Raw genomic sequence first — 16,868 nt, 5'->3', positions numbered from 1 at the left:
CTTGGTTCGAATTGTTGAGCAGCAAACTATAGCACTCAGATTTCTCCTAACGTCGAAATGACAAAAGAGAAACTATAACACAGAAGTCTTCTCGGCTTCATTCGGGATGAAAAGAGCAACTATAAAACTAAAACCTTGCCGATAACATAATTACCCGTTTCAGTCTTAAGGCGCATAATATACAAACTACCTTTAAGGCCTGCAGTAGAAATCTGCTTTATCACACCATACTCCTCAGACTCATACACCAGCTTTCCTAACTGATCATATAACTGTACGATGGCTACATCGCTGGCAACGGCAACCGACAAGATTTCGCCTGATGGTATAGGGTTGGGGTAGGCCTGCACAAAGCCGGCATCTGCATATAGCACTTCTTCCGGCTGACTATAGTAAAACTTGTTATCTGCTGTAGTAACCTTTACCCGATACATGTTCTTGCCTAAAACAGGAGAGGTATCGTGTAATTTATAAGCTAATTGCGTAACAGGCGCTATAGTTTGTACCGCTGTATAGTTGCCTCTAACAAGGCGTTCCAGCGTTACAGAAGTAACCTGGTAACGCGTGCTCAGCTCCAGTTGCAAATCCACGGAATCGGTAACGAACTGGTAAGGAAGGAACATCTTGATATAGCAGCCGATGCCCATCTGGTTAAAGGCAACCGTTTCGCTGGTCTCAGCCTGGGTGCCGTCTATAAAAGGAGCAACGTTCACGAACCCGGGCAAACCCTGCAATTGGCTCTTGTTCAGCAAGGCCAGGGTATCGGCTGTCACCAGGAAAGGCTCCAGGTGCGTGCTGCCAACCTGGTACAACTGGTACTGTTCCGCATTTGCTAGTTTAGCCCAATGCAACATTACCTGGTCGTCGCAGTTATAGCCCACTTTTAGTTTTAGCTGTTTGGTCAGTAAAAAGTCGCCGGACAGTGTAGTTGTAGTCGGTGTTGTTAGCCGTAACTGTGCCTTGGTTATAACATCAGGAGCGTTCCAGTCAAAGTAGGTTGCTGCCAGATCAATATTATCAGCTATGAGTTTCCACTCTGTACTGTTTTGTAATTTATATTCCAGCTTTCCTTTTTCACCTGGTAGTGTACTCTTCCAGCGTAGGCGGTTAACACTTGCCGCCTGCAGGTTTACTCCTATAGTTGGATAAACCCACTCAGGGCCTGTCTCAAATTCATACACCAAACTATAGTTCTGCGGACCCTGCGGCACATCATAGCCAAATACCTTTACCTGGTAGGTGCCGGCAGCTGGTAAATCTATAGTTACCTGTTCCACATTGTTCAGATGGTCTTCACGGCGTTTGGCTGGTAATTGCAACGAGTCGGGGTGCGGGAAACTGCTCAGTACCCAAGGCTTCAGAACCGCACCGTTTACAGTTGTAAGGGTCAGGTCGAGGTCGTTGATGAGGGCTTTTGCTGCTTCCGGGCTGCCTTCTACCTCATGCCACACTAGGGTTACTTTTAACTTCTGAGTCCCTGCCGGAACACTGATCGTGTGCTGCTGCGTGGCCTTATTGGTTACTTCCCCAACTATAAACCTGTTTTCCTGTATCGTTTTAATAGCGCCAAAAGCATCTGTGTTCCCGAACCCGGTTTCGAAATCAACTTCCGGCCTGCCGGCATCATCAGCGCTGTTTATCAGGGCCGCTTTTACAAGTGCTGCGGTGGGTAAGCCGCCATGCATCTCTTTGTAAGCCTGCTGCACCAGCAAGGCCACCCCAGATACTACAGCTGCCGCCTCTGAAGTACCGCCTTTGCCGAAAGCAACCAACTCAGGTTTTACACGGCCATCGTAAGCAGGACCTTTAGAGCTGAGAAAACCTACTTTTCCGGTCGGTTCGATGGCGCCTACGCTCAGTGTATTTTTAGATGTTTTAAACTGTCCGGTTAGGTTAGCAAAGCCGGCCATGCCCACATAGTTTCCCACTTCATCGGCCTTGTCGCCGCTGTTGCCAGACGAGAAAACGTGCAGTAAGGTAGGGTTTTGATAGATCTCCCGGTCATATGCAGCAGATTCCAGGCCATAGTAATTCTCCACGCCAACACCGTACGAGTGGTTCTGTAAGCTGATGCCTTTGCTTAGTAATGACTTGCTGTTATCCGGGAAAAGCTCCGCGAAATCAGAAGAAGCAAGCCAGGCATGGTCTGCTATGCCTCTGCCTTTCGGGCCCGAATTACCGGCACCAGCTATAATGGTAGCCATGGTAGTGGCATGCGGGGTAAAAGTGGTTCCGAAAGATTCAGGGGAAAGGGCGCGGCCTTTCAGGTCAATGTCGTTGGGGTTAAAAGCACCTTCTTTTACTGAAGCAGTCATGTTGCTGCCATTCAGGAGCGGGTACAAACTCCGGATAGCATAGATGTTGTTTACCGCAAAGTCAGCGTCTTTCAGCTCTATTTCTTCCCTGGCCTGTCGGTTTGGTTTGTCGATGTAAGTAACCAGGCCCGAATTAGCTAACTGCTGCAGCGTTTTTGCTGAAACATTACTGAGTGTGAGTATCTGCGCGGAGGGTGTGGTTTGGGTAACGTTACCGTTATAGTTGTTTTCGGTGAGCCAGGTCAGAAACTGCGCTTTATTTTTAACCTGCACCCGCACTGTTTTGCTGCCAGTTTTACCGATGCTCTGCTCCAGCCCGGGGGCTATCCTTTTCAGTTTTGCAGCTTCGGTTTTCCGGGGCGCCTGTTGCTGGGCTGTAACCTGTATACTGCACAGCAGCAAGCCAACACATGTTACCCACTGCAGCACATTAAACGGGCATTTCCAACGCTTCTTCACAGGCACTTCGTAAAAACTGTTACAACCAGATTACTTCTTTAAATTGAGGTATACAATGTAGCTATTGGCAACCAATTTTACAATTTTAAGCTGGTTTAGAAGGCTATAAACTTAGTGTTGCAACAACAGATTTATAGTTTGCTGATTTACTTCGTTGCCTGCAATGCGCTGGTAAAATCCGTTATCAGCCTGAAAACTTCTTTAAACTTAGTAAGCGGAAGTTGCGCTGCCTGGTCTTCGGTGTTGTGGTAAAATGTGGTTCCGCCCAGGGTGTAAAAGAAGAATGCCGGAACCCCTTTCTCCGAAAATGGGAAATGATCGGAATTAGCCGCCCGACCACGCATTTTTAGTTGCGGAAGGTAATTATGCTGCTTGTTTATAGTTTGCAGTAGTACAAATTCTTTCGGATGGATACTCCCGTTTACTACCATCATGCCCTCGTCGCCGGTACCTAGCAGATCCAGGTTAACCAGAAAACGGATGTTCTGCAGCGGGAAGAGTGGATGGTTGGTGTAATAGGAGGAGCCCAGCAATCCGGCCTCTTCGGCAGCAAAAGCCATAAACGCGATGCTATAGGTTGGTCTATTCTCAGGTTTGCTATAGTGTTCAGCCAGTTCCAACAACATGGTCGTACCGCTGGCATTATCGTTCGCCCCCGGAAAGTAAATGCCTTTGCCTTGCCCGCCAAGGTGATCGTAATGCGCTGTGTAAACTATAAACGAGTCCGGCTGAGCAGTGCCGGGAATAAAAGCTATGACATTTCGGGCCTGGTGCGCTGGCGAAAACTCTGTGGTGATATTAAACTTTACTTTACGCGCTTTGGCTGGCCATGCACTTTCTTTTACTTCCAGCATGGGCACCGGGGCAGGAGTAGTGGCTACGGTAGTGAGCAGGCCTTTGGGCTGAAGTATGATATGTAGTTTCGCGCTCAGAACTTTCTGGGGGTAAGGTTCCGGTAATTCCCATAGTTGCTTCCTGAATTTCTGAGGATAGACCAGTGCTTTTTTACGAAGGTCCTGCGAGAAGAATTTCTGGGCTGCCCTGGCATCTGTAAACACCAGCGTATCGAGGAAAACTATAGTTACTTTTCCTTTACCGCTGGCTGTTTGGGCGCTGGCTACAAAATCAGTTCCGGGCGCAAGGGTAGTTCCATCAACTATAAGTTGCGGGGTTTGAGTTACCCGGTTAACAGGCATGGTAAACTCCTGGAAATAAGAACCGGCTATAGGTTTTAAGCCAGCTGCTTCGTACCTGTCGCGGATATAGTTGGCAGCTTTGGCGTCGCCGTCAAAAATATACCCACGGCCATGAAAGTAAGGGCTTGTCAGTGTATCGAGCGTCTGGCGTACACGCGGCATATCCTGCGCCTGCAAAGGCAGGGCACTCAGGCAAACTATAAGTATCAGGAAAAATGGCTTCATACCTTAAATATAAAAAGGCTCAGCCAAAATACAGGTTTATTTTACCAGGTATAGATCCAGCGGAAGACAACTATACCGATCAGGCAGCCTATGCTGTTGCTTACAATATCCATCATTTCAGCGCTGCGGCCTGGCACCACGCTAAACTGTAGTATCTCGATGGCAATGCCAAACATCGAACAAATAAATAAGGATACCCGGATTGAGAAGTGCTTAAGTTTCGGGAAGGTGTATTGCTTGGTGAGGCCCACGATCATCAGGAAGCACAGTACCGCAAACATGCTGGCATGCGCAAAAGAATCAAAAGAAAAAAGGTCCCAGATGGAAACCGAAGGCATGGAAGATGAGGGCAGCAGCGTGGTAAGTAAAATTACTGCTGCCCACATTATGGTAAAAAAGTTGTAGCGTAGTATCAAACCTTGTAAGGTGTAATTACTGGCCGATCAGCTCGCGGTAAGCAGCAGCTGTTAGCAGATCCTCAAGCTCAGCTGTGTTTTCAATCGACATTTTAATGATCCAGCCATCACCATACGGGTCAGAGTTTACAAGCTCAGGGCTGTCTTCAAGTTTATTGTTAAACTCCTGCACTGTACCGCTCAGTGGGCTGAACAGGTCAGATACCGTTTTAACGGCCTCAACAGTACCAAATACATCTTCTCTGCTGATCTGCTTGTCAACTGTGTCGATGTCTACATAAACGATATCGCCAAGCTCGCTTTGTGCAAAATCAGTGATGCCAACTATAGCTACATCACCTTCGATGCGTACCCACTCGTGGTCTTTTGTATACTTCAGGTTCTCAGGTAAATTCATTGCTTCTATCTGTTAGTTAATGACTGGCTCAAAAATACAGTGTTTTTCGTTATGCTAAAATTTTATTGCAAACTAACTCTAAGTTGAATACCGCCTTCGGTTACACTATTCCGGAAAGAGGTCGATATTTTAGGGTCCGATACGGTACGCAATACATAGAACTGGATGTTTACACGCTCGCTTATCAGGTAATCTACAGTTGGGCGAAGCTGTAACTGCCGCGTTCCATTCGTGATCTGGTTCTGGCTGCTTTCCACGCCCTGGTCGTCGCGGGCAATAGCACGCTGCACGGTCTGGTTATCTCTTACCGAAAAATCGAGGCGCATGTTCAGTTCATTCTCCAATACCTTCCGCTGGCCTCCGATGCGTATCGGAATCCGGAAGTTTGAAGTGGCATAACCCAGGCCAATCACATAATCTTTCACGTTGGTTTCGGTAATCTGTGCATTGGTCAGGTTAAGCGACAGGTTACGTTCTACTTTATATTCCAGGCGGCCAGTCAGGTTTGTTTTGGTACGGAAGTTTACACCCAGCAACGGAGCAAGTCTTTCGGCCACGGTAAGCTGCGTAACTATATAGTATGGTACGATCTGGCCAAATTCGTTTACCTGCGTCGGGAAGCCGTTCGGTTCTGTTTCGTAGGCCAGCGATGTGGTAAAGTTGGTTATGTTGTAAGTGGAGTTGTAGGCATGCGTTAAGTTAACCTGGCTAAACCACTGCTGAAAGAACGGCAGGTTAGATAAACCGTTATAGTCAACGCGCCAGTTCGGTATCGGCAACCTGCTGAACGGGCTCTTCGATTCTGCTTTGTAGTCATCTACATTACGGCCCTGGTACGCATACAGGAAGGCATTCATCAACACATCCTGCGAGTTCAGGGTGTAGCCCTCGGCACCGGCGGCCGGATTAGCAGCAGACAGCTTATCCTGTATGGCGTAACGGTAACGGATATAGTTTTCAAACGCTTCAGAAACACCAGCCTCGCCAGACTCAAACAAGGTACCCAGCGCCATAAACGATGTACTGAAAGCGCCTGTCGTGATCGGGTTCTGGCGTTGCGCTTCGTCACTAAGGTTGCCAAAATCGTCAAACTCCTTGCGGTAGAACACCTCGTTTATCTCCGACATATTGCGCGTTACATCTACCTGAATATTGAATGTCTTAAACGGTTCCAGGTTGGCACGTGCCGTAAACGATTCAGTAACTATAGCGCTAAGCGGTGTGTTCAGGTACTGGCTGCTGTCGGTGTACCAGCCATTGCTTGCTGCACGGCGGTATAGTTCGTCCAGGTCGTATTGCTTGCCAACTATAAACGGCAGACCCGGTGCATCAAAGCCTTCTTCAAAACCCAGGAACTTAGTGCTTGGCAGGTAGCCCGGTAACATGGTGCCTTTGTTCTGCAGGTAAGTAAAGTTTACAGAGCGCGTCATCATCAGGAACCTGGCAATCGAATTCACCACTTTATTATTCGGACCTGATTTGGCAGTTGTATCATTAGCAGCGCGTACAGGCACTGGCGCAGCAGGCGTGTTGGCACTCTTTAGGAACTTCACCTTGTTGTATAGTTTAACCAGATCAAGGCGGCCGTTAACGGTAAATTCTCTGTTATTCTCAGCCGTGTTGCCTAACCTGAAATCAGCATCGTTGTTCAGCGCTGTAGAGCCTGCCGTCCAGATATACGTGGTGGAATAGCGCGTCTCGGCACCGATCCAGTCTACCAGTGGGAGTTTATCGAGCGGCAGTTTATAGTTGGCCGCTATGGTCTGGTTAAAGTTAGTGGTTCGTCCACCACGGCTCAGGTTCTTCCAGATGATATCATTCTTATACTGCAGTGAGTCTATTTCATTATTGATGCGGTCATCAGGCTCGTCTACCACAGCGCGATTAGTAGCCGTATAGTCCAGCGACAGGCTCTTACTGATGTCCCATTTCATGTCATAGATCCTGTTGAAGTAGAAATACTTCTGGAACGTTGGCTCGATACCGCGGGTAGTAGTAAGTCCGGTAACAGGGTCGCGGCGCTGCAGGAACGTTTCATTGTAACGGCGGTCCAGGTCAGCGCGGAAAGCAAAACTGTTTGGCAGCGGCGTAAAGTTCAGGTCCTTGATCAGGCGCAAGTACGGTGATTTCAGTGCCTGGCTTTTCTCGAACGGCGCATAGTTCTTAGCGGTGGTATTGTTGTAAGTATAAGCAATGCCCCCAGTATAGGTCTTCGTGAAATCGCGGTCCGTTTCAATGTCTGTGAACAGGCGCTCGGCATACGCATAGCTCAGCGAGATATTCTCGATATCGTAAGGACGTACTTTGTCGTTCGGGTCAGTGCGCTCTTTCCGAACATTCAGCAAACTGAAGCTTTTCCGGGTCTCGCGGGTGGTTACTTCTTTGCGGTATTCATCACGGGCGTCTTTCGATTCAAACCTGGACAGGGATTCCTCCAGCGGTACGTCTTTATCCAGTGGGTCGAACTGTGGTTCGCTGTTCAGGGTGCCATACTGCACTGATACCGGGATCTTGATGCCTGATTTCTCCGGAAGGAATTTATCAGCAACTATATTGGCGCTTACATCAAACAGGGCTGTGTTCTCGCGGGCACGCTGCGCTATTTTCTGCTGCAAGCCCCCGAAACCTACGGTAGTATAAGCACCTGTAGCCGTAACGTTAGCAAAGTCAGCAAGCTTGGTGTTAACTCTTGCATTAGCCGCCCAGCCCGAGCTGTTTTTAAAGTCTGTTACACGCAGTTCATCTACCCACATACACAACGAATGTGGCCTTGCATCAGATCCCGGTCTGGTAGGGTTCCGCATACCGATCATTACGCCCTGCACTTCGCTGAAATCAGGGTTACCAACTATACGGATGATCTTGCCATTGCCGAGTTGTACTTCGTATGGGATGGTTTTATTATAGCCGGCAATACGGTTACGGGCCACTTTAGCATTCACCAGTTCTTCCAGCGAGATGTCTACCATATTCTCCTGTGGCCAGATCTCGTTGGTAGTAGAGCTGCCCTGCGGGGTTATCGTTAGTGGCACTACATACTCATAGTAGTTTTGTGTAAAGTCTGTACCTAGTCGTACAAACGCCTGTACATCGCCGCTTTGTGTATTCGGGTCCTGCGTTTGAGCGTGTATGTACATTTTAAGGCGCTTATAGATCAGCATGTCAATCGACACGTTTTTATAAACTGCCTTAGAGAACGAATCTTTCAGATCTTCCACGCACAGCTGCAGCGATTGCTCATTCTGGCGGCGGTTGTTTGTTGAGGCATAATCGCGAAGTCGCTCAATGCCCGGTGGTACTCTGTAAGGCATGATACCTGCGCTTGCTTCGCCATTCTCTTCAATGTTCACTGTTGAGATCGTGAAAGAGCGGGCATCGTCGGTACAGGTTAAACAAGGGCGGCCTTCGGTAATCGGTTGTTGGAACGCACGCCACTGGTTCGCCACAAACTGGAACTGCACCATACGCAACACAACCGGGTCCTGGAACTGGGTCATGTACATACGCATAAACCGGATAGACTTAAAACCGCTGATGTTACCTACATTGCCTGTAGGGCGGCGCACCGGAATACGGAACTGATACCACGATACTTCATCACCGTTTCTGGTTTGCGTTACCTGGTCTACAATATAGTTCTGACCTACATTCAGCTGGCCCGGTTGCAGGTTTATCTTGTATTCGTAGTACTGCTCCACGTCGCTTATCACGTTGTCGCGGTTCAGGTCTTCTTTGTCAGGGAATGCATAGTTGGCAAACTGGCTGTTCTCCGGGGAGTTGCCATCCATGCCATTATAGTTCTTGTAACGGGCCAGTACCCCTGCGTTCTGCTGATCGTAAATAGGGTCGAGGTGGTGCAGGAAGTTATCAGCCGACGGGTCATCCACTACAATCTGCGGTGGCGTACCCGGTATCTGGTTCAGGAATGAGCTTCTGAAGAAGTCAGCTTCAGCTGCATCGTTCAATCCATCCAAACCAATATCCTGGAACTGGCGACCACCCGGTATACCTGTAAAGGCATCTGTCAGGAACTGTTGTGTGGTTATGCGGCCCCATATAGTTGAAGTTACATTCTGCAGGCTGTTTGCTGTAGTTGGCAGACCGTTCTCAAATGCATACTGGTTGTCGCGCAGAATGTCTTCGGATACGCTACCTAAGTTCAGAACCAGCTCTCCACCTGTGTTATTGGCGATCGGGTTACCCTGTGCATCTTTACGGCCATATTGCCCCGTAATGAACGGGTCCATCAGCCAGAACTCGATGTATTCTATGTTGGCGTTGTCAAAGTCGGTATCAAAGGTTATTTCGCGGCTGATACCACCCCAGTTGTTACGTGGGTCACCGGATAGTAACCCTTGCGATGTCAGGCTTGGGTTATAGTTGTACTGCCCGCGTTCGCGTGGGTAATAGGCCAGGTCAAACGTGTACTCAAAGCTGTTAGATACTTCGGGGTCGCGGTTCGGGAATACTTCGTTACGGCTAATACCACGCACATAATGGTTCTTCAGCTCTTCATCGGTAATGTTGTCAGGTTTCAGGCCATCGGCATCGCGGTAAAAGATCTGATCTATAGTGTACCAGGCCAGTTTTGCGCGGTTGTAACTATAGGCCAGCCCTTCGCCGGGCACAAGCGGGGCAGGAGTGGAGGCAAGGCGCCAGCCGTTATTGCTGAATCCGCCCAAACTATAAGGCGTCTCTGCTCCTTCAAAATCATCAATGTAAGAAGTGCCGTCTTCGTTGGCCGGCGATTTGGTAGCGGCCGGTACCAACTGCGCAAACTCACCACTGAAGGTAATGCTGGAGGGAGCTTTGGTTTGCAGCAACGGCAGTGCATCGGTCATCTTGGTCAGGAACCTGGACTCTTTCTGCAGGTTAATATCCAGACCGTAAATGGTGTTGTTGCTTGGCTCATCGCCGATGCTTACACGGTTAATGTAAGGCTGCTCGCTCAGGTGGAGCACGGTAGCGCCCAGGTTAATGTCATCGGTCAGGCGGTAATCGAAGCGGGCTCCTAAGAGGGCGCGTGGCTGTATGTTTAGTAGTTCGGCTTTCTCGTACGTCACGCGCAGATCGCTGGCAGAACTAATGTAGCTTGGGTTTAGTATTTTGATGCGGCCAAGGTCATAGAAAACCTGGTAATCGGTACCTTCGGTTAAGCGCGTACCACCGGAGTAAACAACAACCGAGCCTTCCGCAATTCTGAAACCGGGAAGCGTAATCTCATCTGCGGAAGTAGCCTGTAAACGACCTGTCAGGAAGAATTTGGCTTTGGAGTTGTTTTGCTGCGCATCGGTCTGTGTCTGGTTGTATAGTTCTTCAAACACGTATTTTTCAGCCAGCTCCGGGTCGCCTTGTAGCTTATCGCGCAGGTAATCGCCGAAAGGCTCTACCTCCGGGAAGTAGATGCGTCCGGTTTCAGGATCAATCGTTATGCCTGGTAAAAAGTCGAAGTTACCGTCGTTTGGTCTGTCGTTGTTGGTGTTAACGTTGTCCAGGTTAAAAACTTCTACCAACGGCACACCCTGTATCGGGCTCTGGTCTGTAAGTGCAGAAATATCAACACCGCTCTGGTCGTCTTTGTAAACTATACGCAGCTGGAAATTTTCGCGGTTCACCTGTGTCGCATCCAAACTATAGACGTTCTTCATCATCAGGTCCCAGGTCGGGTATTCCAGCGATGGATTGGTCGCCTTCAGCAACTTCATATGAATCACATCCTGGTCCTGCAGGTTCTGGTAATCTTCCATCAACTCACCTACCTTATAGGTCTTGCCGTTGTAGGTATACTCAAAAGCTACGCCCAGTACCTGGTCTGGTAAAAGCGCCGTGTTAAGCGAGATGTAACCAAGCTGCGGGTTGAACTTATACTCGCGCGGGTCCAGCCTGCGGGCACGTACGTGTTCAAAATCTACGCCTTTCTGCAGACCCTGTCCCCGTAAAAACTCATCTATCTGACCATTGCTGCGGTTATTGGCTACTACACTATACAGTGAGTTTACGGCATTGCTGGCCGGGGCTGTAGTAATGCGCTCAAACTGGTTGCGGAAAGGGTCTGGCTCGCCTAAGTCCATGTAGGCGACCATGTTGCGCAGGTTCTCGGTAGAGCGGTTGTTGTTGGTTACATATAGTTCCAGCCTTCGGATAACGATACCGGAGTTTACCAACGGCAGGTTAGCCAATGACTTGTCGTAGCGGTCCCGGAAAAAGTGAGACAGGAAATAGTGGCGGTCTTTGTCGTACTGGTCAATCCGGATCTCAAAGGGTTGGTTCTGGGCTCCGTTCTGTATGATCACTTCATCGTTACGGCCACGCACGTTAGAGGCAATAGCAGTAACACCCAGGCGACCAAACTGTAGTTGTGTTTTAACCCCGAACAGGTTTTGTGCACCCGTTATCAGGGAGTTGTTGAGCGGCAGACTTACGTTACCGGCTTCTACTTTCCTAATGATCTCTTCCTCGTAGCCGGTGTAATCCAGCTTCATGTTGTTCTCGAAGTCGAAGTTGGCGTTGTTGTCCCAGTTAAAGTTAATGGCCAGTTTCTCACCTACCTTACCCACGAGGTTAAGCGAGATGTTCTGATCGAATTCAAAGTCGCCGGTGCGTTGCTGACGAAGCGGTATAGTTGGGTTCTGGTTACGGTTAAAGCGGGCGCCGAATTTAAGCGAGATATTACCGTTTGGCTGTATATCAACAAAGTTGCCCCCGAAAATACGGTCGAAAACCGGGCTGATATAGATCTTAGGTACTAACCTGCGGCTGCTCGTTAAGTCTTCGCCATCTAAACCACCGGATTTAGTACGCCAGTAATCGCGTATCGCCTGTCGTTGCTGCAGCTCCGAAAACTGCTTCAGCGTCATCGAGGAGGGCGTGCGGTACTGAATGCTGTCGCCTATCGTTTCGTTGATGTTGTATAGTTGCAGGCTGTCGTCGTACTCTACGTTTAGCTTGATATTTCCGGGCTGACCCAGGAGCAGGGGAGAAGAGAACTGCTGCGAACTAAATGGGTTGCTGCGCCTGTCAGATGGCGTAAAAGTTGGACGTCGGCTTGGAATGTAAGCTGTATCCTGTTTTATAGTATCCTGTGAAAGTAAAGTTGTGATATTATTATAGTTATGCCAGCCGGGAGAACGCAGCGCTTCCGCCTGCGACCACCAGGCCAGCATAGTTATAGTAACAACCGATGCAAGGAACAGGTTGCTCTGTTTACTTTTCCAGATCAAACGGGTATAATTCTAAGACGATTTTAAAGCAAATTTTATAAGCTCTTCTACACTCAGGTTGCTACCTTCGCGTTTAATAATTGAGTCCAGGGTTTTCTCTGCTACATTCTTGGCAAAGCCTAATGTAACTAATGCAGATAACGCTTCGGCTCTGCTGGTATTGTGTGCTGTTCCTGCAGGCGATAGACCCGCGTCAGATAGCAACACTTCCTTCTTCATTTTATCTTTTAACTCCAGTATAATGCGCTGGGCAGTTTTGGCACCAATGCCTTTTACATGCTGTATTGTACGCACATCTTCCCGAACTATAGCCTGCTGCACTTCCTCCACTGATAGCGACGATAAGATCATCAGACCTGTGTTGGGGCCCACTCCTGAAATAGAGATAAGATGCAGGAAAGTCTCTTTCTCGGCAGCGGTCATGAAACCATACAACGTATGGGCATCTTCCTTGATATGCAGGTAAGTATGCAACCGGCAACGTTCGCCCTCCGGCAAAGCAGAATACGTACCCAACGATATCTTGATCTGATACCCTATCCCACCTACGTCAATAATAACATAGGTGGGATCTTTATAGGTTAACTTGCCATCGATATAGGCTATCATCTATATATGTTTGTTATTATAGTTCTGTGCATCTACGACAGCAATGGCTACCATGTTTACAATTTCTCTGATAGAACTGCCAAGTTGCAGAATATGAACGGGTTTACGCATACCCATCAGTACCGGACCAATAGCTTCGGCACCACCAACTTCCTGTAATAACTTGTAAGCAATGTTACCGGAAGTAAGCGTTGGGAACACCAGTGTGTTGGCACCTTTTTCAGCTAATGTGCTGAATGGATAGTGCTCGCGTAACAGGTTGCGGTTCAGCGCAGTGTTGGCCTGCATTTCGCCATCAATCAACAGGTCCGGGTAGCGCTGCTTTGCTTTACGAACCGCCTCAGATCCTTTGTTAGGAATATCGCCCTGCACAGATCCGAAGTTAGAATACGATAACACGGCCATGCGTGGCTCTGTATCGAAGAAGCGAACAGTTCTTGCTGTCAGGCCAATAATGTCTACCAGTTCGTCGGCAGTCGGGTTTACGTTTACGGTAGTATCGGCAAAGAAATAAGGCTCTTTTTTGTTCAGGATGATGTACATACCTGCTACTTTGTTTACGCCTTCTTCTACACCAATTACCTGTATGGCTGGTAGTATAGTTCTGGAGTAATCACGGGTAAGGCCGGAAATTAAGGCATCTACTTCGCCGGTTTCCAGCATCAGGCTACCAAAATAAATTCTGTCGCGAACCAGGCGGCGGCAGTCGAACAAGGTAAGGCCTTTGCGCTGACGCTTTTTGTAAAGTATCTGGGCAAACTCTTCACGCTTGGCATCTTCTTCAAATGGGTCAATGATTGTAACACCCTGCAGATCGATGTGGTTTTCGTGAATGATTTCCTGAATACGTACCCGGTTACCTAATAATATAGGCTCAGCGATTAACTGTTCTTTAACTGTTTGAGCTGCCTTCAGGATTTTATAGTTGTCGGCCTCTGCAAACAGTACACGTTTCGGATCTTTTTTGGCCTGGTTGTTAATGCGGGTCATTAACTTCTGGTCAATCCCAATGCGCTCCTGTAGTTCCTGCTCGTACCCTTCCCAGTTCGTAATCGGGTATTTAGCTACACCGCTTTCCATGGCTGCCCTGGCCACGGCCGGCGAAACTGTGGTTATAAGGCGTGGGTCCAGTGGTTTAGGTATCAGGTAAAATCTGCCGAAAGAAATCGTGTTATCGCCATACGCTTTATGCACGATGTCCGGAACAGGGTCTTTTGCCAGTTTAGCCAGCGCGTGTACGGCGGCCAGTTTCATTGCTTCGTTTATCTCAGTAGCACGAACATCCAGCGCTCCCCTGAAAATGTAAGGGAAACCAAGTACGTTATTTACCTGGTTCGGATGGTCGGAGCGGCCGGTTGCCATAATCAGGTCTTCGCGGGTTGCCATCGCCACATCATAAGGTATTTCCGGATCGGGGTTAGCCAGCGCAAAAATGATCGGGTTTGGAGCCATCAGCTTCACAAAATCCGGGTTCAGTACATTACCAGCTGACAAGCCAACAAACACATCGGCATCGCGCATGGCATCTTCCAGGGTGTTTATCTTGCGCAGCGTTACAAACTGAGCTCTGTAAATATCCAGGTCGTTACGTTCCGGGCGAATAATACCTCCTTTGTCGAACATCACGATGTTGTCCATCTTCACACCCAGGGCTACATAGAGCTTGGCACAGGCAATGGCAGCAGCACCAGCTCCATTTACCACCATTCTTATCTCGTCTATCCTTTTGCCGGCAAGCTCCAGGGCATTTAACAGCGCTGCAGAAGAGATAATAGCGGTACCGTGCTGGTCGTCATGCATGAGCGGAATATTCATCTGCTCTTTAAGAGCATTCTCTATCTTAAAGCTTTCCGGTGCTTTAATATCTTCCAGGTTAATGCCGCCAAACGTAGGTTCCAGTGACTTTACGATGCGTACAAACTCGGCAGGGTCGGTGCAATCTATTTCAATGTCAAAAACATCAATGCCTGCAAACTTCTTGAAAAGTACGCCTTTCCCTTCCATTACCGGCTTAGAGGCATCCGGACCGATATTGCCCAGGCCAAGCACAGCTGTACCATTCGAGATAACACCTACCAGGTTGCCCTTGGCAGTATATTTATACACATTCTCTTTATCAGCGGCTATTTCTTTGCAGGGCTCGGCAACGCCAGGCGAGTAAGCAAGGGCCAGGTCATGCTGGGTGCTTACCATTTTGGTTGGTATTACTTCAATCTTGCCAGGCTTACCCTCCATGTGGTAGTTCAGGGCATCCTGCTTGTTAACTTTAATCATAGGTAATCGAAATTTATAGGTAGAGGCAATGGGCCTCTGTTATGTCTGTTGCTTGTAAAAAGCCAATTTGAAAAGAATTTGTTGCTTATCAAAAAAACCGGAGCCAAAGATACGGGTATGTATGTTAAAACACATTGATTCTAACTGTAATATAATAAAAACAGCACCTCCCGGCGAGGAAGGTGCTGTTACTTTATAGTTACTAAAAGTTAGCCAAGTATAAGTTTCTGGCCAGGCTTTATCTGGTTCGACTTTAATTTGTTCAGTTTCTTTATCTGCTCTACACTAATGCCGTTGTACTTCTGAGAGATAGTCCATAGGGTATCGCCGGGCTGTACCTGGTGCACAACCTCCTGCTGTTTCTCCGAAATTTTAAGTGCTGGCTTTGCAGCTTTTTGGGCAACTATAGGTTTTGCTTCTGCTTCTTCGGCAGGAGTGACCATAGCAATAGCTTCTGTCATTTTTGGCTGGTAAACCGTCAGTTTCTGGTTCGCCATTATAGTTGACTTACGCAGGTTGTTCCAGTCTTTCAGTTGCTCTACCGTTACATTATGTTTTGTAGCTATAGAGGAAAGGTTGTCGCCACGCTGTACCGTGTAGAATTTCTTTTCTGTGGTATCGGTTAGGGTGGTAGCAGCGGGAGCAGGGGCCGGAGTTGTTGATGCTAATAACACAGGTGCCTGAGCCGGCTCACGTTCCTGAATAGGTTTCGGCTCCGGAGCAACCGGCGAGGCAGCGGCGATCATGCAGCTGAGATCAGCGGCAGAGGCAATAAGTTGAGAACGCTCGGCTGGTACGCGCAGTTTATAGTTGCGGGTATTTGCCGGCAATACACTCTTCTTAATCTCCGGGTTAAGGGCAAGCAGAGTTTTAGAATCGAGATGCATTTCCTCTGCCAGCTTTTCCAGGTCAATGGCCTGGTTTATAGTTATGGTTTCAACATCGTGCGCATACAATACCGAATCAGTAAAGATATTATGCTGCGGCGCATAGTTCATGGTATAAATCACGGCCGTCATGGACGGTACGTAGCTACGTGTTTCTTTTGGTAGGTAAGGGAAAATTTCCCAGAATGTTTTCTGGCCACCACCGGCTCTGCGAATGGCTTTGTTTACGTTACCCGGTCCGCAGTTGTAGGCAGCCATGGCAAGCTCCCAGTCGCCGTAGGTTTTGTGCAGGCGCTTCAGGAAACGGCAGGCAGCATCTGTGGCTTTCTCCGGGTCCATGCGCTCATCAATATAGTTGCTCTGGTCCAGGCCATACTCTTTGCCGGTTGTAGGTATAAACTGCCACAACCCAACTGCCTTTGCCCACGAAGCCGCCTTCGGATTAAGCCCCGACTCAACTATAGCCAGGTACTTCATTTCTTCCGGCATGTCGTACTTTTTCAGGTATTTCTCGAAAAGAGGGAAGTACACATTCTGGCGCGACAGCATCGTGCGGCTGTACTTGCGGTTGCGAATGGTAAAGTAATCGATGAAGTTCCGTACAAACGGGTTGAACGTAAGCGGTATTTCAGACTCTATACAACTTAAACGGTCCTGTATTACCTCGTTTGGCTCGTTTGGGATATACTCTACCAGTAACGCCAGTTCTTCCGGCGAAAGCTCAGTAGTGTCACCCAACGCCAGTAAGGTGTCGTTTATAGTTTGGAGATCATATTTGAAGCTGGTTGGAACGGCAAGGGCGTAGTTCGCCCAGATGCTGCCAACTATAGCCGCAACTACGGTAAAGAGTTTAGAATACGTCATTTTTAT

The 16,868-nt window shown here is 48.4% G+C and carries 8 protein-coding genes; all 8 read right to left on the bottom strand.

Annotated elements, in window-relative coordinates:
* Positions 1-119 precede the first annotated feature (119 nt).
* A complete protein-coding gene (locus KYK27_RS15305) occupies positions 120-2,774 on the bottom strand; it encodes a S8 family serine peptidase (protein ID WP_199111079.1) in 2,655 nt (884 codons plus the stop codon).
* Between the two features lie 146 nt (positions 2,775-2,920).
* Positions 2,921-4,195, bottom strand: a complete 1,275-nt coding sequence (locus KYK27_RS15300; RefSeq protein ID WP_199111078.1) for a M28 family metallopeptidase — start codon at positions 4,193-4,195, stop codon at positions 2,921-2,923.
* 41 nt (positions 4,196-4,236) lie between these two features.
* Positions 4,237-4,611 carry a VanZ family protein gene (locus tag KYK27_RS15295; protein WP_246594268.1) on the bottom strand — a complete coding sequence of 125 codons (375 nt, stop codon included), beginning with the start codon at positions 4,609-4,611 and terminating at the stop codon, positions 4,237-4,239.
* Between the two features lie 16 nt (positions 4,612-4,627).
* Complete coding sequence (gene gcvH, locus KYK27_RS15290) at positions 4,628-5,008, bottom strand: glycine cleavage system protein GcvH (protein ID WP_199111074.1); 381 nt, start codon at positions 5,006-5,008, stop codon at positions 4,628-4,630.
* A gap of 62 nt (positions 5,009-5,070) precedes the next feature.
* The gene (gene sprA / locus KYK27_RS15285; protein WP_246594267.1) at positions 5,071-12,228 is read right to left on the bottom strand and encodes a cell surface protein SprA; all 7,158 of its coding nucleotides are present in this window, start codon (positions 12,226-12,228) and stop codon (positions 5,071-5,073) included.
* Between the two features lie 12 nt (positions 12,229-12,240).
* Positions 12,241-12,837, bottom strand: a complete 597-nt coding sequence (gene ruvA / locus KYK27_RS15280; RefSeq protein ID WP_199111070.1) for a Holliday junction branch migration protein RuvA — start codon at positions 12,835-12,837, stop codon at positions 12,241-12,243.
* Positions 12,838-15,111 carry an NADP-dependent malic enzyme gene (locus KYK27_RS15275; protein WP_199111069.1) on the bottom strand — a complete coding sequence of 758 codons (2,274 nt, stop codon included), beginning with the start codon at positions 15,109-15,111 and terminating at the stop codon, positions 12,838-12,840.
* 209 nt (positions 15,112-15,320) lie between these two features.
* Positions 15,321-16,862: a lytic transglycosylase domain-containing protein gene (locus KYK27_RS15270; protein WP_199111067.1), complete on the bottom strand. Its 1,542-nt coding sequence runs from the start codon at positions 16,860-16,862 to the stop codon at positions 15,321-15,323.
* Positions 16,863-16,868: the final 6 nt, after the last annotated feature.

It is taken from the genome of Pontibacter populi, from assembly GCF_019336435.1.
Taxonomy (GTDB): domain Bacteria; phylum Bacteroidota; class Bacteroidia; order Cytophagales; family Hymenobacteraceae; genus Pontibacter; species Pontibacter humidus.
This window is presented reverse-complemented; position numbering and strand designations above follow the sequence as displayed.

Bases quoted from the DNA above. Each gene is read 5' to 3' on its own strand.
- KYK27_RS15300 (WP_199111078.1), bottom strand. From the start codon at position 4,195: ATGAAGCCATTTTTCCTGATACTTATAGTTTGCCTGAGTGCCCTGCCT.
- gcvH (WP_199111074.1), bottom strand. From the start codon at position 5,008: ATGAATTTACCTGAGAACCTGAAGTATACAAAAGACCACGAGTGGGTA.
- ruvA (WP_199111070.1), bottom strand. From the start codon at position 12,837: ATGATAGCCTATATCGATGGCAAGTTAACCTATAAAGATCCCACCTAT.
- KYK27_RS15275 (WP_199111069.1), bottom strand. From the start codon at position 15,111: ATGATTAAAGTTAACAAGCAGGATGCCCTGAACTACCACATGGAGGGT.
- KYK27_RS15270 (WP_199111067.1), bottom strand. From the start codon at position 16,862: ATGACGTATTCTAAACTCTTTACCGTAGTTGCGGCTATAGTTGGCAGC.